Genomic DNA, 18,949 nt, shown 5'->3' on the forward strand with positions numbered 1-18,949 from the left:
AATACAATCAAAATCATCAATGGGTGCTTTATGACCAAAATACGCCACCAGGAAGTCACACCAGGCAACGTTCTGACGTTCCAGTCCTGGCCGCCGAATCAGAAAGAGGCACGCCACGCCGTGCCGGATAGCCAATCGACACACGCGTATTTAATCGGCGTCAACAGTGACCAAGCGTCACGCGTATTGGAAACCTTACTCCCTTTTCTTGATCAACTGCTGGTCGAAAAAACAGGGAAAGTGCGCGAAAAAAAGCTGGAGGATCTGGTGGAGTTCATGACCGGCCAACTGGTATCGCCGTCTGCTGTCGATACCCAGATGGCGCTTCGACTGGCGACCCGTCGTGCGCGTATTCTCAATGAATTTGGCTATATGACTGCGGAAGATCTGGCTGAAAAAAATAACTCCCGTTCTGCAAATCGCAGTGCCTTAGCAGATAACTGGAAGAAACGTCACCAGGTATTTTCTGTCAGTCATCGCGACGATACAGGAAAAACGCGTGAAGTTTTCCCGCTCTTTCAGTTTGAAGATTACAAGCCGATCAAAGCGATTCAACCGGTTTTAGAAGTATTTGATGACAAAAAATCTCCTTGGAAGGTGGCATTCTGGTTCGCGTCAAATAATGGTTGGCTGCCCAATCAAGCCCGGCCGGTTGATTTGCTAGAGGCTAATCCAGACGCGATATTGGATGCTGCCAAACGGGAAACCGCCGGGAACGCCGCTTGACGTGCCGTGCGCCCGGGGTATCGCTCGATCCATTGATCGAAATCTGGCCCGCAGGACAGATAATCCACGTAGTGCACGACGTTGCTTTTACGCCAGAGAGTTTCAATCCGGGAATAGATGCCAAAGGTGTCTTGCGCAATCCAACCCGATTTGCACCCATCAAAGGGCTTGCTGGAAATGTTGTGCCTTATTTGTACGGCGGCTCGTCGCTGGAATGCGCTATTTTCGAGACGGTCTTCCACAATATCTCCATCGATGCGGAAGATAAATTTGTGGATCTGGATGGTTTTGCCATGCGCGGATACGGCGAGATCACACCGCAACGTGATCTGCAACTAGTCGATTTAACAACCGATGGATTGCACCGGCTCAAAGTACCTAAGGCTGAGTTGATCAACAGCGCACCATTCGACTACTTGAGAACTGCGAGATGGGCAGAAGCGATCCACCAACAATTCCCGCACGTTGACGGTATGCGCTGGATGTCTCGTCAACGCGATCGTGATCAGGCGGTTGTGCTGTTTGGAGATAGGGTTGCTTCTGCGTTGGCCGGAAAGCGCATCGGCGGCGCACTCAAAGGCAACGATTTCTTTCGTCAGCAAATATTGACTTTAGCGTTAAGAGTTGGGATCGACGCTGACTAGAATCTGCTGACATGTCGCCGCATCCACCTGGACTGCAATAACCCGATTGCGCCCTGCATGCTTGGCTTGATACAGGGCGGCATCAGCAGCAGCAACAAGTTGTGAAGACTTGTTGCTGCCGGTCTCAGTGCTGACAGCGTTGACTGTTGCAGCACCAATGCTGATCGTCACTACACCGCCGGTAGAGGCCGAATCAAGAATCCCGAGTTGTGCGATCACTGCCCGAATACGCTCTGCGACGGCTTGCGCCCCCTCAAAAGTTACTTCTGGCAGGATCACCGCGAATTCTTCGCCGCCATAGCGCGCAACCAGATCATAGGCGCGTAGCGGAGTGTTGGCCATGGCAGCGGCGATGCGCTTAAGACATGCATCACCAGCCTGATGTCCATAGCGGTCGTTGTAGTCTTTAAAGTGATCTACATCAACCATCAATAACGTCAGCGGGTGAGATTTTCGGATGGCACGATGCCATTCGGCTTCTAACGTTTCGTCGAAACAACGCCGGTTGGCAATGCCAGTCAGACCGTCTTTGGATGCCAAATCTTGCAAAGCACTTTGCGCTTCCTTTTGAAGCGTTATGTCACGTAACGTTTCAACGACAGAAATCAGGTGTCCAGTTTCATCATAGATCGGTCCGGCATCGATAGCGAGATAACGTCTGGTGCCGAGTTGCGGCATCACGCACCAGTTCTCTGCATAAAGCCCGTTAGGTACTTTTTCAATATTTTTATTCCATACGTAAAGGTCATTTACATCTCTTGTCCGCTCATGAATGATGAGATCGGCAAGACAAGGGCGCGGTGTGGAATAGAATCCGCGCCAATGGTCTGATGTGCCAATCATTTCAGAAGCGGGGATGCCGGTGAGGCGCTCACAAGCCATATTCCAAATGACCACTTTGCATTGCGGATCTAGAACAAAGGTAGGTACAACCAGATGCTGCATAAGACGGACCGCAAAATTGTGCTCTTCTTTACTTTTCCTGGAAATCATTGCATTGCTCTTTATAATTTTCATTATTTGATCGTGTTCCGAAGAAATAAGTTAATCAATGTGAATCATTAACTTTTTTGTCCGACTATTGATTCAGACATTATTCACTAAAATCAGGTGTAGTGAAAGAGATGTAAAGTAAGATTTTAAGACGCATAAATGCTGCAACGATTAAGGATCATATTCTGGTTTTGGCGACAACAAAGCCAAGCCTCTTCAATAAATTGTAGGTAGGATCAGCTTAACGACAGCATCGTCAACTTTATTGCTGCTGAGTAAAAATATAATTAGCACTTCAGGAGCGCTTAAATGTATCAATACAGCCAACCGTCCGACGCAACACTAATCAGAGAAGACCGCGATGGTGTCGCGACACTCCGCATGAACCGGCCCCTGCAAATGAACGCGTTGTCCGAGAGCGCGCTTGATGCATTGCAAACGGCATTTGATGCCATTGCCATCGATTCCAGCGTGCGTTGTGTCGTCTTATGCGCTGCTGGAAAAGCCTTCTGTGCAGGGCATGACTTACGCGAAATGAGAAGTAATTATCACCTCACTTATTACCAGGCGCTGTTTGCACGTTGTAGCCGCTTGATGATGAGCATTCAGGCGCTGCCGGTACCGGTTATCGCGCGGGTGCAAGGCATTGCCACGGCGGCGGGATGTCAATTAGTTGCCAGCTGCGATTTGGCGATCGCCTCAGAGTCAGCGCGGTTTGCGGTATCCGGCATCAATGTCGGCTTATTCTGCGCAACACCGGCCGTCGCCTTGTCGCGCAATATATCGACCAAACGCGCATTCGACATGCTGTTCACAGGACGCTTTATCGACGCCGCCACCGCCGCGGATTGGGGACTAATCAACGAAGCCGTTCCAGAGGATGCCTTGGACGAGGCAGTAGCGCGCAAGGTAGCCGTGATCGTCAGCAAAAGCCCGACAGCGGTGCGCTACGGCAAAATGATGTTCTACAAGCAAAGGCAAATGGCGCTCGGCGATGCCTACGATTGCGCCAGCGAAGTCATGGCGCGTAACATCATGGAGCCTGATGCGGCAGAAGGGATCGACGCCTTTTTGGATAAGCGTCAGGCGGTATGGCATTCTTGATGGAGCACGAACGGGGCAGGATTACGCAGGTACGAATATATGGACCCCCGAATCTCTCTGAGATTTGCGTGTGAGCATGTTTGGCTCAGATTCATTAGCTCTGCGGTGATTTTCATACAAACTACCTATGGACGTATTCCGCCTTTGAGATTGACTTATTGCTTGACGGAAATTGTTTCAACGCTTATTCTTTAGCAATGGTGTTAAACCCACCTTAAGAGCCGGCGTGCCACCCCGTTAATCGTGGCGTTGTGCAATTAAGGAGAATATAGTGTCTACCGTTTACCAATCATCCGTCCTGCCTGCCACCTTTACCTTCGGCTACCATACCGTGCGGACTATCGAAAAGAACGATCAATTCTGGTTCTTCGCCAGCGATGTCTGTGCGGTGTTGCACGTTACTGACGCGCCCCAAGCCTTGTCCCGTCTCGATTTGTACGAAGTTGATAACATCATCGCCAATGATGCCATGGGCCGCCCTCAAGAAACCACACTCATCACCGAGTCCGGTCTTTACAGCTTGATCATGCGCAGTCGTCACAATCTGGCCAAGGCGTTCAAGCGATGGGTAACGCACGATGTCTTGCCCATCCTGCGTAAGCAAGGTCAACCCCAAAAGGGGCAAAAACGTCCAGACACTATCGATGTAAATGCGCTTTTGCTCACTGGAATGGCTACACCAAGTATCGCTAGGCCAACCTTGGTCGATAAGGCGATTGATCAGCGCGCCCGGCAACTTTCTCGTGAGGCTTTCCACTTAATTCGCGCGCATCTTCAGCGGCATGTCGCCTACCAATGTGAGGTCAGCCAGCCTAACCCCCGACTAATCGTTGATAAAGCACTCGATGTTATCGCTCAAGGCACATTGGGTGCGGCGCTGGCGCACACCTACCGCACCGAACTTAACGCCTGCGAACGCTGGTTGAAAATCGCACAAGGCGATATCAACGAATCGCTCGCCAGACTCCAGGCGCAGAAGGCGCTGAAACAAATTCTATAATGGTTGTTAGAGTTATTTTCTAGCGCCGACAGGTCCACCATGTCCGCAACTTTTGCTTGTAGCGATGACGGAGCCAAATTGCCTCCGTGCCACCGCATAGGTCCCAATTGTTAATCAACCCAGTTTGATCAAATTTTTAAGCATGAGTGGTCCGGTCAACCGAAGAAGAAGGCCACCTTCTGCGATCTTGCCGAGCAAAATAGGTGCAAAACCAAACTGCTCGGCTAAACCTGCGACAGTGATGCTAGCGTCGTCGTCGTTGCTCGCGACGAACACAACGCGACGGCCTTCATGTTGAGACGGGTTGCTTGTCAGGACTGCAGCGGGTAGTTGGTTGAAGGCTTTAACTACCTTTGCGCCGGGTAGTGAAAGGTCCACGATGTCGGTGGACTCTACACCGCCTAACTCTTCCGACGTGACATCGCGTGCGTTCATTTCAACTCGTTCTCAGGGACCGATCGGTTTTAATGACGGGGCAAGACTACGGTGTGATGTCTCCGCAGACCTGGCGTCCGGCCGACCTGTGAGCGAAGCATGCCTTTCTTCTAAACGGTATCGGTTGGGGAAGCATGCCGTTGCACATGATTGAACGCGACCTTGCTACTGGTGCCCTTGTTATGTTGCAAGTTGAGGGCATACCTGAAGGCGCCATGAAGCTGGCTATGTCGGCTGACCATCCCGCTGCGTCACCTCCAGGACCTGACGGAGAATGGTTTATTGAACGCTTGAAAATTTTTCTTGATGAAACAGCTTAGGTGCAAAATAGCGTAGGTATCGAGCCCGGCGAAGTTAAAAGTAAGGTAGGTGGCGTATTGACTCAACAGCCTGAAAGCGTTGATTGTGATTCGGCAAACGGATACACAATATGCCGATTACATCGAATAATTAAAAAACTTTATGCGGAAATTGATCGTTCCGTGGCAAAATCCGAAGTTACGAAATATGTTCATGATTATCCAAAAAGTGATGGTGTTCATTTTTTTGATTCTGATTGTTGTACATGTGTTGGCAGCGCTGAAGCATCCTCTGACGATTGCGATGGCATTTCCGGCAGATGCTTCCCTAAAGAGTATGCAAAATGTTTTTGCTTTTCCCTGCCTCTGCCGCATTCCCCAATTTTAAAAAAAGATCGAAAACTTCCCCATATGTGTTGGCTGCGCTTGGCGTGCTCAGCACATTGAGCTCCGTGAGTATGGCTGCCGACGATACATCTCAACCACTTAAGGAAGTCGTAGTGTCAGCTAGTCGGACTGAACAGCGCGTCATGGACACAGCTGCGTCAATTGATGTGGTGAATTCTCGTCAGATTCACGATGGTACTGCTGAACAAAATATGTCAGAACCGCTGGCGCGCGCGCCCGGCATTTTTGCGCTGAATCGCCAAAACTATGCGCAGGATCTATTGATTTCTTCAAGAGGTTTTGGTGCTAATTCAGCTTTCGGTGCGCGTGGCATCAAAATATTTGTCGATGGTATTCCTGGAACGGCGGCTGACGGGCAGGGCCAGATTTCACATATTGATCTGGCTTCTGCCGATCATATTGAAGTCATGCGTGGTCCGTTTTCTGTTTTGTACGGCAATTCCGCAGGCGGCGTTATCAACGTCTTCTCAGAAAATGGAAAGCCGGGAGCGGAAGTGATGCCCTATTTTTCGATGGGATCGTTCGGACAGCGCAAGTACGGCGTCAAAATCGATGGCGATGAAAACGGTCTTAATTATCTTGTGGATGCTGGTGCGCTTCATACAGACGGTTATCGCGATCATAGCGCTGCCGATAGGAATAATGAAAATGCGAAGCTGCGCTTTACACTGACGCCGGATACGACGGTGACGGTAGTGGCTAACAGGGTGCATTTGACTGCGCTTGATCCATTAGGATTAACTGCCGCCCAATTACAAGCAAATCCGCGCGGAGCAGGAATCGGAGCGGCAGCATTTAACACCCGCAAAAGTGTTGATCAGACCCAAGTCGGCGTGACGGTGGATCAGCGCATCAGTGCAACCGACTCGCTCACTTTTACACCTTATGGCGGCGAGCGCAAAACCACCCAATATCTTGCCTCAACGGTAAATGGCGTCATCAATCTAAAGCGCGATTTTTTTGGTATGGACAGCAAGTGGTTGCATTCGGAAAATATTGGCGGCATGCCTCTTAAAATAGTCGTTGGCGTGGATGGTAACGAAAACAGGGATCACCGTTTAACGTTTTCCAATATCGCAGGTCAGGAGAAAATTGCGGCGACAGATCAGGATTATTCAATGGAGGCGCGTAATCTTGACTTCTATTTGCAAGGTGAATTACGTCCTACCGATCGCTTGGCATTTACCGCTGGTTTACGGCAATCGCAAATTACCTTAAGTGCAAACAGCAACAACAATTTGGCCTCATTGGGTTCGCATACCTATCAAGCAGTAACCGGTATGGTTTCGGCGCAATATTACGTTCAGGAAAATGCAAACGTGTATGTGTCTTATGGCTCCGGCTTTGATACACCGACACTCAATCAGATCATCTATAGTCCGGGCTATGTCAATTCTGGTGGCACGAATACCGGCAACATTGGTATCAACGCCGCCAAGACCAAGCAGATCGAAATTGGATACAAGAGCCAAATTTCTAACAGCGCACAGGTAAAAATCGCTCTGTTTCACGCTGATACCACCGACGACATCGTGATTGCGGCAAGCAACGGCGGCAAAACATCCTATATGAATGCGCCAAAAACAACGCGTGATGGACTAGAGCTGAGTACAGAGTTTCAACTGCCGTATCACTTGCAAGCAAATGTCGCCTACACGTTGCTGGACGCCAAGGTTGCGCAGTCGTACACAGAAAACATTACCAATGCCAGCAATAATGTGACGACTTCTTATAACGTCGCACGGGGCAATCGTATTCCGGGCGTACCGAATCAAGGGTTATTTGCCGAGCTGGTTTGGCGTAAACCCGACAATTCGCTTGAGTTTGCGGTGGAGGGAAGGGCGGCAGGTAGCATGGCCGCAAACGATCTAAATAAGGCCTACGCAGGCGGATATAGTTTGATGAACCTGCGCGCGGTTGTACGACAGACACTGGGAAAATGGGCATTCACCGAATTTGCGCGTGTCGACAATGTGTTCGACCACGCATACGTTGGATCTGTGATTGTTAATCAAGCCAATAGTCAGTTTTATGAAAGCGCTCCTGGACGCAATTGGTTAGCGGGCGTCAATGCGAGCTATCGATTCTGAGTTTCTTACAATTTTAGAACTCTGATTGGTACCGAGTTGACACTGATTGCCAACTCGGTGCCATGCGGTTTAAACCGCATGGCTGGTATCCATGACTAGTCGCCGCCACAAAAGCTAATCTTTGTGACGATGGTCAGTCCGCCATGGGTACGGCTTGGTAACGTATATTTATTCCGGATTAACTGAATGTCTTTTACTTCGGCATCATCTTGCGGCGCCAGATAGTAAGCTGAGCCTGCGTATGTTGATATTTTCTGGATGTTTCCCTGATTACAAAATCAATGTCCTGAGGCGCTTGCACCTCGTCAAACATAGTAGCCAGGATACGTTTAAGCGCTTGATAGGTGGTCACGGCTTCCCCATTTTCTCGAAATCCGCCCAACCAGTTCGATTTTGGCGTGTGTTCCTCCAGCCAAGTGTAAGGCGAGGTCAACAGTAGTAGCCCTCCGGGACGTATGCGCGTTCCTATATCCACAAGAAATGCTGCAGGCTCTACTAAACGGTCAATCAAATTAGCTGCTAACACGAGGTCATAGTCACAATATTTTTTGCTCAGGTTACAGGCATCACCCTGACTGAAATTGACCTTGATGGCCTGTTCTGCATTTAACTCCAGCTCGCTCAGGCAAACTTCTCGATACTCAAACAACTCTCCTTCTATCGGCACTTCATACCGCACACGATCATGTTTGATGAGCGCTATGGCAACGTCGATGAAACGGGCCGAATAATCGACACCGTCCACATGAGAAAAATGCCTTGCAAGCTCCAGAGCGGAACGCCCAACGGCGCAACCAATATCTAAGGCGCGATGTTTTTTCTCACAAAGCATTGCAGAAATATCAGCGAGTTTTTTTGAAAAATTGGCAACCCCGAAATATTCGGGGCCATAGTGAAAATCCAGGTATTGCGCAACTGCTGAATCTGTTTCATAAGGATTCATCGGTAACTTTTCCTGATAGTGAGAGGTGACATAACGAAATCCTGCATGTTGAAAAAAATGACGCCGAAAGGCATATCGCGCAGAGCGCAATCCAAGATTGCCGGTCGAAATCCAGCTTCCGCCTTTTATTAGAATATGTTTCCCATCAAATGTGGGCACTGAAAAATCATCATATAAAGGATGTATTTTAAATCCCTGCAGGCCATCAGTCGCAGTACTGGTCCACTGCCACACATTGCCAATTACATCGTAAAACTCATCTTGCGGAAACTGATCAACAGGACATGGCGATGCCCAGTGTTCCAAGTTTACATTTCCCGGAGCCGAGACCCAATCAGGCTGGTCGCCGGCAATGCGCTCACGTAAAACTTTCCATTCCATTTCGCTTGGAAGTTGAATAGGTAACCCGGTGAATGCTGCCTTCCATGCGCAAAAAGCGGCAGCTTCATATTGATTAACTTCGACAGGCCAGTTCCATGGCATTGGAACTTCCTCCAACATAAGCCTTAATTTGAGACGTGTGGTTTGCTTAATGTCGCCGACCCAAAATGTCGGCATGCTGACGCCGCTATAACGACACCAATTCCAGCCCTCATCACTCCAGTAAGATTTTTCTTGATAGGCGCCATTCAGCACAAAAGCTAAAAATTCTTCGTTACTCACCAGGAACTGACTAACCTGAAAATCGGCAACGGCTATGTTGCGTTGCCCGTATTCATTATCCCAGCCATAAGTAGCATCGCTGCTTAATTTTCCTATAGATATGGATTGTGCCGGTATGTCGATCAGGCTGTTAATCGGTGCCTGGCCTAAGATATGGCTTGCGTGAGGACAGATGGGCCAACTGAAATCGGTAGACACATACGCCAGTGACAATTGGCGTATCAATACAGAAGAGGTTTCCAGGTGAATTCTCTCATGTTCTATGCCCATCAATAGAACCCAGACTGCACTATCCCTGTCTATCGGTGAGGCAATCTTTATGTGCGTAATAAGTTGTATGACTTTAGCGCGTACTTTGATGCGATATGCCCGCATCTGCATAATTGACGGCCAGTCATAATGCTGCTCATTCAAATCATCCCAACTCATTTCATCCACGCCAATAGCAACCATCGCCTCAATTTTTGGGTCAATACGCTCATTGATCAGATGGGCTGCCAATAACTTATTAATGAAAAATGCAGCGGTATGACCAAAATAAAAAATTAACGGGTGTCGTAAATTAATTGCCTTGTTGTACCAAGCCCGCTCGTCCGATAAACAGTTGAATAACGATTCGTAAAGATCAAATGTCTGAGTGAAATAGGCGAGGATTTCAGCGCGTTTTTGTTCCGAATTTGAGTGGTTTAAAAGGACGGTACGCGTGGGCTGCGGAAGAGTCATTATGTCGGAAAGTTTAGTTGAGTTGAATACGACATGGAGGAACCCCTTTCAAACAAGGAGCCATGGAAACCAGCATCCAAACAAAAATATTTCCTTAAGGAAATTACATATTGGAATTAAAAGTAGTGGTTGTCAAGAGCAAATAAAGAAAAAAATGGCACGAAAGGAATAGATGCAGCCGTCAAAAACACGACTACTTTTTAGAGAATTAGTTGATCACTTAAGCATTAAATACCTCCCTTGATAAAGCCAAAAAACTATTTACATTTTCCTTCAAGCGGCTAGATACGGGTGTCCTATGTGATTCGTCCTTCAAATGAATATCGGTAAATCAAAGCCACTTTTTTTTGTGCTTTTAACCTCGCTTCAACAGACCTGTTCGTGCCTGGCGTGAAAAGCCAGACAACTGTCGCGATCTGCATTCGTCATCGGTTTTAGGCGCTTATCAGAAACACTTTAAAAGTTTGTACGACTTGACGGCAGCGATCGCGATTTATAATCCTTGCCTCCTAATTTGGCAATCTACGGTCGATGTGGGGACGGGCGGTGAACAAATTAACTTCAACGCCTATGATTGACGTTGGCGCGGTTACAATTTTTGCTGACAAGGCAATATTGTTAGCCTTAGCACTGTTTATTTTGCACTGGTGACGGTTGTACTTTAAGGAGTAGGTATGCCGTTTGAAAACCACGATGGTCCGATCGATGTTCAAATTGATGAACCAGCAGCCTCCGTTGAAGGCCAGGTAATGCTTCAGAAAGCCATTCCAGACGGAGGCTGCGGAGGATCAACCATTCATCCATCTTCGGTCATTAGGTATGAGCCGGAGCGCGTTATCGTTGTCAATTTCTACGTCAAGAAGCGCGCTCGATCCACCTGCGTGGATAACGATACGCACATTTCCGGTCGCAATGGACGCGGCAAAACCTCTCTCCTTCGCCTCATTCCACTTTTCCCGGTGAGTATTCTTCACGCATGGTTAAGCCGTCGGGCGAAGGTATGAAGCCAATTTGCGAGTACGTCTTTGATTCGCTGTCGTAATATCTGGTCTTCGAATACCGCAACTTCGACGGGTTGAAGCTGGCCATCATGCTCTACAATCAAAAGGACGCGCTATCGTATATTTTTTGTGATGGTGGATATGATTGTGAATTATTTTCTGAAAATGGCCGGTATGTTGAAAGTCGAATTCTTAATGGTCGGCTCAACTCCGCTCTCATACCGTTCTGCGATCCCATGCAACCCTTCCCGCTGGCTTACCATTGTTAACACAACTTTTCAGTCCTGCTTTTTATTTCTCGTCGCCATGAACAAAGACCAGACAGTCACTATGACGTCGGCAGCCACATTGACAGGTCAATTGCCCAAACAGGTTTGGGTTTAAACACGTACCCATGGGCAATGGAATAACCGGCAAGAAAGAGTGCATAGAAATAAATGCCCTTTGCACCAAAATAAAGGGAATTAAAGTTGAAGTAAAAATGACAACATTTATCTTGACCGCGCTTAGTCTGCCGCCTATATTAGAAACGTAACCTGCGTTCGGCTTTCACTTTTCTGTGACTGCGAACCACTTCAAAGCCCCCAATACGAGCCTCATGTCCCCATCACCATTACTAACGATTGGATCATGTCATGCAAGCATTCCTGAGCAGAAAAGCCGCGGCAGTCGTCTTCGGCTCAATTAGTGCAATCACCTGTTTCTCAGCTGCCGCTTCAAGTCACCGCGAGGCGCCATTTATCAGTGGTCAGCCGAAGGTCGACGGCACCGACTTCTATATGTTTCGAAGTTACGAGCCGGGCCGTCAGGACTATGTCACTCTGGTAGCCAATTACATTCCGTTTCAAGATCCACAGGGTGGGCCAAATTTCTACCAATTTGACGCCAATGCGCTATATGAAATCAGCGTTGTTAATGATGGTGGGAACAAGGAAAATATTACCTTCCGCTTTAAATTTACGAATACTTCAAAACGTACCGCATTGACTGTCGGGGGGCAACCCACTCTTATTCCGCTCATCAATTCGGGTGTCATCAGCGGTGTTAATCCACCTGCCTTAAATGTTCGTGAAACGTACACCGTCGACATAGTGCGTGGCGACCGCCGTGTTGGTACCGTGAGTTCAGTCACCAACACGGCTAACGGTTCCAACGTCTTTGATAAACCGGTCGACAATATAGGTGACAAATCATTCGGCAGCACGACAGGTTATGCAACTTATGCGAACCAGCATATTTATAACGTGGCGATCCCTGGATGTGGCAATGGACGGCTCTTCGTGGGGCAGCGTAAGGAATCTTTCTACATCGCCGTCGGTAAGATATTTGACTTATTCAACCTCAATCCTTTAGGGCCTGAAACCGGCAACACCAACAATCTTGCTGCCAAGAACATTAGCTCACTCAGTTTGGAAGTGCCGATTTCATGCTTAACTAATGGTACTGAGCCGGTCATCGGTGGCTTTACTACTGCAAGCGTCCGCCAAGGCCGGTTGATCAATCCTAAACCAGCATCTGGAAACAACAACGCTGTGAAGGAAGGCGGCCCATGGGCGCAAGTGTCGAGGCTGGGAATGCCATTGGTCAACGAAGTGGTGATTGGATTGGACGATAAGGATCGTTTTAATGCATCCAGACCTTCCGCTGATACACAGTTTGCTGCTTACGTCACAAATCCGTCGCTTCCTGCGCTCATACAGACGTTATTTCCGTCTGCTCCAGCGCCTACCAACTTTCCGCGAACCGATCTGGTGGCAGCGTTCTTGACCGGTATCAAAGGCGTTAACCAGCCGGCGAATGTCAAAGCCAGCGAAATGTTACGCTTAAACACTACTATTGCGCCAACACCTCAAGCCACTCAAAATGCGCTTGGTGTAGCTGGTGGAGACAACGCCGGGTTCCCAAATGGTCGTCGTCCTGGGGATGATGTCGTTGATCTATCCGTACGCGTGGCAATGGGCGCATTGTGTGTGCTCACCGGGGCGACCGATACCTTGGGTGTTGGATGTAAACCGAGTGACGCAGCGGCTGGCGGCCTGGCATTTACCGACGGCGTACGCAATGATGCGACAACTTTCCAAGCGGTGTTCCCGTATCTCAACACGCCCCTGCCGGGCAATAATTGAGGAGCCAACATGATCACCAAAAAGTGCATGATGGGTCTCGGGTCAGCGCTGGTTCTATCCGTGCTCTTGGGCGGTTGCGGTGGTGGTGGGGATAACCAAACGCCATTTGATCGCACCGGTTCGAATAATACCGCTGAACCTGTGGCTTCGCAGGACGCCTTCATCGATAGCGTCAACGGGATTATTGCAACAACGTCCGATGTCACCGAGCCGGTTTCCATCGATTCGATTACGGCTACAACGCCGAATAATACCGCTCCTCTGCCGCTTACGTAATGGCTTTCACCTAAAGCCCGCAGGCACTTTGGATGATTATTGCGTTAGGTCTTGATGACCTGCCGCAATGACCCTCCACGGCGTCTGCGGTTTCTAGTTTGCCGTCGCAACGACGCCAACGAACTGTGTCTGAAGGTCTTTTGTGCGACGTGAATATCCATGACATCATTCAACGCCCTGGTGGCGGCATTGTTATTTTCAGCCTTTTCGTTTCCGGCTTTTTGCGCGCCGCATATCCCCGTTAGCGACGCGGAAGTGATTGAATATTTGCCGCGACGTACTGCCCCGTCGCAGATTGAATTTCGTGCCTTGCGTAGTCGTCTGGCAGCATCACCCGGTGATATGTCACTGGCGCTCACGCTTGCCCGCCGCTACATAAGTCAGTCGCGCGTAGAGGGAGATCCACGCTATCTCGGTTACGCCCAAGCGGCGCTGGCACCTTGGTATGACAAGGCCAGTCCACCGACTGAAGTGCGTGTCATGCGTGCCACATTACTACAAAGCACACATCAGTTCCCTGCGTCGCTGCTTGATCTTGACGCGGTAGTGAAGGCTGATCCGCGCAATGCACAGGCTTGGATCACGCGGGCCACTGTGCTGCAGGTGATGGGCGACTATGCGCGTGCCACCCAGAGTTGCAATGAGCTGCGTGAAATAGCGCCAGTGCTGATTACGATTACTTGCTTATCGAATGTTTCCAGTTTGAGTGGACAGGCTCGTCAAAGTTATGTGAGGTTGAAATCGGCGCTTGATCACGCGACAGAAGTGGACCCTGGTATTAGAATTTGGGTGGTTACTTTGCTTGCCGAAATGGCAGTGCGACTCGGAGAGTCTCGTGAGGCTGAGGAGTATTTTAAAACGGCGTTGACGTATGACGATGCTGATAGTTATTTGTTAGGCGCATACGCAGATTTTTTATTGGATCAGAAGCGTGCAGCCGACGTGATCCCTCTGCTCAAAGATAAAACGCGCGTCGACGCTTTGTTACTGCGCTACACACTGGCTTTACAGTCGACGGGCAATCACGCCGCAGCCGATCAGATTGCAGTGCTCGATTCCCGTTTTGCTGCAGCCATGTTGCGTATGGACACCGTCCATCAACGCGAACAGTCACGTTTTGAATTGCAGTTGATGCATCGCGCTCCATCAGCATTACAACTGGCGCAGCGTAATTGGGCGATTCAAAAGGAGCCAGCCGACGTGCGCGTTTTTCTGGAGGCTGCGCTTGCTGCGAATAATAAGGCTGCCGCTGAACCAGTGCTGGATTGGCTAAAAAAGACCCGGCTTGAAGATCAAGTCATCAACGCGCTCGCAGCCCAAGTCATTGCGGGGTCATGAGATGAGGCGCCTCCTCACTATCTTCCTGCTGGCCGCGACGGGATTGCTTTCCGTTCCTGTCCACGCCCACAAGCCAAGTGACAGCTATCTCACCTTAAAGGTGAGTGATAAGTCCGTCGAAGGCCAGTGGGACATCGCGCTTCGTGATCTCGATTTTGCCATCGGTCTGGACCAGGACGGCAACGGTGAACTGACATGGGGTGAAATCCGTGCCCATCAACGCGACATTGCTGCCTATGCGTTGGGACATCTGACGCTTTCCAATGCTGGCACCAAATGCCCCATTACGAGCGGCCTGCAGTTAGTCGATAACCACAGCGATGGCGCTTATTCAGTGTTACGTTTTACCGCGAGTTGTAGCGCGCAGATTGAAAAACTTGATGTTGATTATCGCCTTCTGTTTGACATCGATCCACAGCACCGCGGCTTGCTGAACCTGCAATCTGGCGGTCAAAACTCAACCGCCATTTTTTCTCCGGGGACGCCGCATCAGACGTTGGTGTTGCGAGAGGCAAGCAAGCTCGCACAATTTGAAGACTATCTGATAACGGGCATCTGGCACATCTGGAAAGGATTCGATCACATCCTGTTTTTGTTATCGCTTTTGTTACCCGCGGTGCTTCAACTCGGCGACAAGGAGCGTCGCCCATCCGATAGCTTCAAAGCGTCGTTTATCGATGTACTTAAAATCGTTACCGCTTTTACACTGGCACATTCGATGACGCTTACATTGGCGACCTTGCAGGTGATATCACTGCCGTCACGGTGGGTCGAATCAGCGATTGCGGCATCGGTTGTTTTGGCCGCACTTAACAATCTGTTCCCGTTGTTTCAGGGGAGGCGATGGATGGTGGCGTTTGCGTTCGGATTGATTCACGGCTTTGGCTTCGCTAGTGTGCTGACCGATCTGGGGCTTCCTCAGTCATCCTTGTTGTTGGCATTAGTCGGGTTTAACCTTGGTGTTGAGATCGGGCAGCTTGCCATTGTCTCGGTATTTTTGCCGTTGGCCTATGCCATTCGCAGAACGATGTTTTATCGAAGCGCCGTTTTTTCTTTCGGCTCCAGTCTTATCGTGTTGATTGCTACGGTCTGGTTAGTAGAGCGCTTATTTGACCTGAGAATCTTTACAGTTTCTGCATAGGAAGCAATGGGAGCGTACAAAATGCATAATCCAAAAGCGCAGTTGCCATGTAAGGATTTCCCTCGCTCTGACACGCAGCGAGGTTTTACGTTGATTGAAATAATGGTAGTCGTCGTGATCATGGGCATTCTTGCTGCGTTGGTGGTACCCAAATTAATGGGCCGGACCGACGATGCGCGCGTGATGGCTGCGCGCTCCGATATCGCAACATTGATGTCATCGCTGAAACTGTACAAGCTCGACAACCAGCGTTATCCGACCACCGAACAAGGCTTGCAAGCCTTGATTACCAAACCAACTAGTGGCCCTGTTGCAAACGGTTGGAAAACCAACGGCTATATCGATAAGCTGCCCAAAGATCCTTGGGGTAATCCGTATCAATACTTGTCGCCCGGTATCAAAGGCGAAATTGACGTGTTCTCATATGGTGCTGATGGTCATCCCGGTGGGGAGGGTAACGATGCCGATATTGGCTCTTGGGATCTGTAATGCGGGGAGAACGAACCGCAATCTGCGCAAAGGATTCACGTTGCTGGAGTTGCTGGTTGTGGTGGTGATTGCCGGTATCACGTTGGGACTAGTATCGCCAAATGTTTTCCAAAGCGACTATCAGGTGATGGAACACGATGCACAACGGATTGCGCTGCTTTTACAGTTAACACGGGAGGAGGCTATTTTGCGTAATCAAGCCACAGCGTTCGAAGCTGATAGTAATAGCTATCGCTTTCTGATAAAGGAAGAAAGTGGGTGGCAATTGCTCACGCAGGATGATGTGCTGCGCGAACGTGCATTCAAACATACACCCATGCATCTATCAATGAAGCCACCGGCAACTGACGCTGGACCCTCGGTCCGTATTGCATTTGGGCGCGAGCCGGTAGACAAGCCTTTTACGTTGACTTTTGTTAGCGGTGAAATCAGCGTTGTGATTCGCGCTGACGGCATCGGTCATTTTTGGGTGGAATAAATGTCCACTCTACGCGTGCTTAGCTTTAAAGAGGGATTTACCCTTTTGGAAGTCTTGGTGGCATTGGTCATTGTCGCCACGGCGCTTGGCGCGAGTCTGCGTGCCGTCGGTAGCCTGACGCAAAATAGCAATGGCTTGCGGGCTGCCATGATGGCAACCTGGTCGGCGGAAAACAAAATGACACAACTGCGTCTGGGTCATGAATGGCCTTCGATCGGCGATAGTACCTTTAATTGTGCGCAAGGAGCATGGCAACTGCTATGCAAACAGCATGTATCAGGTACGCCGAACCCGTATTTCCGACGGGTTGAGGTATCGGTATTTGATGCTGCCGATCAGGAGCGCCGCATCGTCAATTTGACGCAGGTGGTACCTAATGGGCAATAGGCGGGTTAAGGGGGGCAATCTCGCTATCAAATCGTGCAATCCGCGATCCGTTGCGCGTGGCTTCACACTAGTGGAACTCATCATCGCGATTACCATTTTGGCGCTAGTTGCTGTTCTTGGCTGGCGAGGACTGGATGGTATTGTGCGCGCCCGCGTTGCGCTGACCGCCGAAATGGAACAAACGCGTGCCATGCAATTGACCTTTGCGCAGCTACAAAACGACTGTGCGCTGCTCGCACCCGGTAGTTTGCTATTGGCCCGGCCTACCTTGCTGGTAGCCCAAAATCGCTTCTTACTAGTGCGATTGGTATTTTCTGATCAGCAACCAAGCCATGTTCAAATCGTTGATTACCACTTACGCAATGGTGTACTCACGCGCCAAGAATCGGTTGCAACCCGCGATTTAAACGCGCTTGATGCGATGTGGCAGACCACGCTTAACGACTCAAGCAATGATACAGATAACTTATCACCGAACACGCAGATGGTGGTTTTGCAATCGAATGTCGCGACTATGCAGCTTCGATTATGGGGAAGCGACGGATTAGGATGGCGCCAACCCGACTCATCCGGAGGAGCTAGTCTGGACGTCAGGCCAGGTGCCAACCGATGGACTGGGCTTGAAGTCGCCTTACAGCCGCGCGGACGTGATAGCAACATGATCAAAATTTTCTTGTTAGGCGCGACATGAGAGTATCTGCCCCGCGCCCATTTTCCTCCCGTTTTTCGCAGCGCGGCATAGCGGTGGTAACAGCTTTGTTGTTGACAACCTTGGCAGTCACCATCGTAGCCAACCTGTTCTGGCAACAGCAAGTGCAGATACGCTCCCTTGACAACCAGCGCATGCAGCTTCAGAAAATGTGGGTAATGCGTGGCGCGATGGATTGGGCCAGTTTGGTTTTACGTACGGGCGGGCGGCAATCCCTTGTAGATCATTTAAACCAGCCATGGGCTACACCACTGGCGGATACGCGCCTTGAACAGTATCTCGATGACGGACGATCCGGTGTCGATTCTGCTGGCGATGCTGGAGATACCGTCCTTTCCGGTAACATTATCGACGCTCAATCACGCTACAACCTGAATAACCTCAGCGCCAATGGCGTCGTTAATCCCGATGAGCTGGCAGTTTTCAAACGCCTTCTGGAGAACCTGCATGTTCCTGTCAGTGTGGCCACGGTTGTGGCGCAGGCTATCGCCGCCGGGCAACCAATCCTCATACCCGTGGCAGCATCGGGGCAACAAACGCTCCACTCCAGGGACGCGACTCTTCCGATCATGCAAACTGACGATTTATTGTCTTTACCCAACTTTACGCTGGAAATGCTTCTTCAAATGAAGGAGTTTGTCGTAGTGCTACCGGTTCCGACTCCGGTAAATGTCAATACCGCTCCGGCAGAAGTACTGGCGGCGTGCTTAGGAAAACTAACCTTGGCGGACGCCCAAACGCTGGTTGCTAGCCGACGGAATGCACCGTTTGTAGACGTACAACAAGTGTTGGAGCGAATGACACAACTGTTTTCCACGCAATCCTCTTTGACTGCCAACGTTGGCGTTTCCAGTAATTTTTTCTTCGTCAGTAGCAAGATTCGCATGGGCCGCGCTGTACTCAAAACGGTATCGCTGATACAGCGCACCAATAATCGTAGCGGCAGCAGCATTTTGTGGATCAGAGAACAATGAAG

The 18,949-nt window shown here is 49.8% G+C and carries 19 protein-coding genes; 16 read left to right on the forward strand and 3 right to left on the reverse strand.

Annotated elements, in window-relative coordinates; translation table 11 throughout:
- Nucleotides 1-30: 30 nt before the first annotated feature.
- Together ACXX82_RS22645 and ACXX82_RS22650 are read left to right on the forward strand one after the other, a co-directional pair.
- Nucleotides 31-726, forward strand: a complete 696-nt coding sequence (locus tag ACXX82_RS22645; RefSeq protein ID WP_322238609.1) for a hypothetical protein — start codon at nt 31-33, stop codon at nt 724-726.
- A complete protein-coding gene (locus ACXX82_RS22650) occupies nt 723-1,370 on the forward strand; it encodes an RES family NAD+ phosphorylase (protein WP_322238610.1) in 648 nt (215 codons plus the stop codon). The genes ACXX82_RS22645 and ACXX82_RS22650 overlap by 4 nt, the downstream gene beginning before the upstream one ends.
- Here ACXX82_RS22650 and ACXX82_RS22655 read toward each other — a convergent pair.
- The gene (locus tag ACXX82_RS22655) at nt 1,344-2,387 is read right to left on the reverse strand and encodes a sensor domain-containing diguanylate cyclase (protein ID WP_458563748.1); all 1,044 of its coding nucleotides are present in this window, start codon (nt 2,385-2,387) and stop codon (nt 1,344-1,346) included. The genes ACXX82_RS22650 and ACXX82_RS22655 overlap by 27 nt on opposite strands.
- 285 nt (nt 2,388-2,672) lie before the next feature.
- Here ACXX82_RS22655 and ACXX82_RS22660 point away from each other — a divergent pair, with 285 nt between their 5' ends.
- Nucleotides 2,673-3,467, forward strand: coding sequence for an enoyl-CoA hydratase (locus ACXX82_RS22660; protein WP_458563749.1), 795 nt, complete (start codon nt 2,673-2,675; stop codon nt 3,465-3,467).
- Between the two features lie 271 nt (nt 3,468-3,738).
- Nucleotides 3,739-4,467 (forward strand): BRO-N domain-containing protein, encoded by a 729-nt coding sequence (locus tag ACXX82_RS22665; RefSeq protein ID WP_323507700.1) that lies wholly within the window; start codon nt 3,739-3,741, stop codon nt 4,465-4,467.
- Between the two features lie 114 nt (nt 4,468-4,581).
- Here ACXX82_RS22665 and ACXX82_RS22670 read toward each other — a convergent pair whose 3' ends face one another.
- A complete protein-coding gene (locus ACXX82_RS22670) occupies nt 4,582-4,902 on the reverse strand; it encodes an NAD(P)-binding domain-containing protein (RefSeq protein ID WP_323507701.1) in 321 nt (106 codons plus the stop codon).
- A 134-nt stretch (nt 4,903-5,036) separates the two neighbouring features.
- Between ACXX82_RS22670 and ACXX82_RS22675 the strand changes: the two genes are divergently transcribed.
- Together ACXX82_RS22675 and ACXX82_RS22680 are read left to right on the forward strand one after the other, a co-directional pair.
- Entirely contained in the window at nt 5,037-5,222 is a 186-nt protein-coding gene (locus ACXX82_RS22675; protein ID WP_458563750.1) for a hypothetical protein, read from the forward strand.
- A 323-nt stretch (nt 5,223-5,545) separates the two neighbouring features.
- Entirely contained in the window at nt 5,546-7,699 is a 2,154-nt protein-coding gene (locus ACXX82_RS22680; RefSeq protein WP_458563751.1) for a TonB-dependent receptor family protein, read from the forward strand.
- Nucleotides 7,700-7,892: 193 nt separating this feature from the next.
- Here the strand turns inward: ACXX82_RS22680 and ovoA are convergent, their stop codons facing one another.
- Nucleotides 7,893-10,028, reverse strand: a complete 2,136-nt coding sequence (gene ovoA, locus ACXX82_RS22685; protein WP_458563752.1) for a 5-histidylcysteine sulfoxide synthase — start codon at nt 10,026-10,028, stop codon at nt 7,893-7,895.
- 674 nt (nt 10,029-10,702) lie between these two features.
- On the opposite strand from ovoA, the gene ACXX82_RS22690 reads away from it, so the two are divergent.
- From ACXX82_RS22690 to gspK, 10 genes are all read left to right on the forward strand, one after another.
- Complete coding sequence (locus ACXX82_RS22690; protein ID WP_458563753.1) at nt 10,703-11,032, forward strand: hypothetical protein; 330 nt, start codon at nt 10,703-10,705, stop codon at nt 11,030-11,032.
- A 632-nt stretch (nt 11,033-11,664) separates the two neighbouring features.
- Nucleotides 11,665-13,155 carry a DUF4331 domain-containing protein gene (locus ACXX82_RS22695; protein WP_322238622.1) on the forward strand — a complete coding sequence of 497 codons (1,491 nt, stop codon included), beginning with the start codon at nt 11,665-11,667 and terminating at the stop codon, nt 13,153-13,155.
- Between the two features lie 9 nt (nt 13,156-13,164).
- On the forward strand, nt 13,165-13,431 hold the full coding sequence (locus tag ACXX82_RS22700; RefSeq protein ID WP_322238623.1) for a hypothetical protein: 267 nt from the start codon (nt 13,165-13,167) through the stop codon (nt 13,429-13,431).
- 159 nt (nt 13,432-13,590) lie between these two features.
- Nucleotides 13,591-14,769 (forward strand): tetratricopeptide repeat protein, encoded by a 1,179-nt coding sequence (locus tag ACXX82_RS22705; RefSeq protein ID WP_323507057.1) that lies wholly within the window; start codon nt 13,591-13,593, stop codon nt 14,767-14,769.
- Between the two features lies 1 nt (nt 14,770).
- On the forward strand, nt 14,771-15,910 hold the full coding sequence (locus tag ACXX82_RS22710; RefSeq protein ID WP_458563754.1) for a HupE/UreJ family protein: 1,140 nt from the start codon (nt 14,771-14,773) through the stop codon (nt 15,908-15,910).
- A 21-nt stretch (nt 15,911-15,931) separates the two neighbouring features.
- Nucleotides 15,932-16,399: a type II secretion system major pseudopilin GspG gene (gene gspG, locus ACXX82_RS22715; protein WP_322238627.1), complete on the forward strand. Its 468-nt coding sequence runs from the start codon at nt 15,932-15,934 to the stop codon at nt 16,397-16,399.
- Nucleotides 16,371-16,877: a GspH/FimT family pseudopilin gene (locus ACXX82_RS22720; RefSeq protein WP_323507059.1), complete on the forward strand. Its 507-nt coding sequence runs from the start codon at nt 16,371-16,373 to the stop codon at nt 16,875-16,877. The genes gspG and ACXX82_RS22720 overlap by 29 nt, the downstream gene beginning before the upstream one ends.
- A complete protein-coding gene (gene gspI / locus ACXX82_RS22725; protein ID WP_323507060.1) occupies nt 16,878-17,264 on the forward strand; it encodes a type II secretion system minor pseudopilin GspI in 387 nt (128 codons plus the stop codon).
- Nucleotides 17,254-17,955: a PulJ/GspJ family protein gene (locus ACXX82_RS22730; RefSeq protein ID WP_458563755.1), complete on the forward strand. Its 702-nt coding sequence runs from the start codon at nt 17,254-17,256 to the stop codon at nt 17,953-17,955. The genes gspI and ACXX82_RS22730 overlap by 11 nt, the downstream gene beginning before the upstream one ends.
- Entirely contained in the window at nt 17,952-18,947 is a 996-nt protein-coding gene (gspK, locus tag ACXX82_RS22735; protein WP_322238631.1) for a type II secretion system minor pseudopilin GspK, read from the forward strand. Before ACXX82_RS22730 ends, gspK begins: the two co-directional genes overlap by 4 nt.
- The last annotated feature ends 2 nt before the right edge of the window (nt 18,948-18,949 follow it).

The sequence above is a fragment of the Glaciimonas sp. GNP009 genome, assembly GCF_054343755.1.

Excerpts from the sequence above, each read along its gene's own strand:
- ACXX82_RS22645 (WP_322238609.1), top strand. The coding sequence starts at position 31 with ATGACCAAAATACGCCACCAGGAAGTCACACCAGGCAACGTTCTGACG.
- ACXX82_RS22655 (WP_458563748.1), bottom strand. The coding sequence starts at position 2,387 with ATGAAAATTATAAAGAGCAATGCAATGATTTCCAGGAAAAGTAAAGAA.
- ACXX82_RS22660 (WP_458563749.1), top strand. The coding sequence starts at position 2,673 with ATGTATCAATACAGCCAACCGTCCGACGCAACACTAATCAGAGAAGAC.
- ACXX82_RS22670 (WP_323507701.1), bottom strand. The coding sequence starts at position 4,902 with ATGAACGCACGCGATGTCACGTCGGAAGAGTTAGGCGGTGTAGAGTCC.
- ACXX82_RS22675 (WP_458563750.1), top strand. The coding sequence starts at position 5,037 with ATGCCGTTGCACATGATTGAACGCGACCTTGCTACTGGTGCCCTTGTT.
- ACXX82_RS22680 (WP_458563751.1), top strand. The coding sequence starts at position 5,546 with ATGTTTTTGCTTTTCCCTGCCTCTGCCGCATTCCCCAATTTTAAAAAA.
- ovoA (WP_458563752.1), bottom strand. The coding sequence starts at position 10,028 with ATGACTCTTCCGCAGCCCACGCGTACCGTCCTTTTAAACCACTCAAAT.
- ACXX82_RS22690 (WP_458563753.1), top strand. The coding sequence starts at position 10,703 with ATGCCGTTTGAAAACCACGATGGTCCGATCGATGTTCAAATTGATGAA.
- ACXX82_RS22695 (WP_322238622.1), top strand. The coding sequence starts at position 11,665 with ATGCAAGCATTCCTGAGCAGAAAAGCCGCGGCAGTCGTCTTCGGCTCA.
- ACXX82_RS22700 (WP_322238623.1), top strand. The coding sequence starts at position 13,165 with ATGATCACCAAAAAGTGCATGATGGGTCTCGGGTCAGCGCTGGTTCTA.
- ACXX82_RS22705 (WP_323507057.1), top strand. The coding sequence starts at position 13,591 with ATGACATCATTCAACGCCCTGGTGGCGGCATTGTTATTTTCAGCCTTT.
- ACXX82_RS22710 (WP_458563754.1), top strand. The coding sequence starts at position 14,771 with ATGAGGCGCCTCCTCACTATCTTCCTGCTGGCCGCGACGGGATTGCTT.
- gspG (WP_322238627.1), top strand. The coding sequence starts at position 15,932 with ATGCATAATCCAAAAGCGCAGTTGCCATGTAAGGATTTCCCTCGCTCT.
- ACXX82_RS22720 (WP_323507059.1), top strand. The coding sequence starts at position 16,371 with ATGCCGATATTGGCTCTTGGGATCTGTAATGCGGGGAGAACGAACCGC.
- gspI (WP_323507060.1), top strand. The coding sequence starts at position 16,878 with ATGTCCACTCTACGCGTGCTTAGCTTTAAAGAGGGATTTACCCTTTTG.
- ACXX82_RS22730 (WP_458563755.1), top strand. The coding sequence starts at position 17,254 with ATGGGCAATAGGCGGGTTAAGGGGGGCAATCTCGCTATCAAATCGTGC.
- gspK (WP_322238631.1), top strand. The coding sequence starts at position 17,952 with ATGAGAGTATCTGCCCCGCGCCCATTTTCCTCCCGTTTTTCGCAGCGC.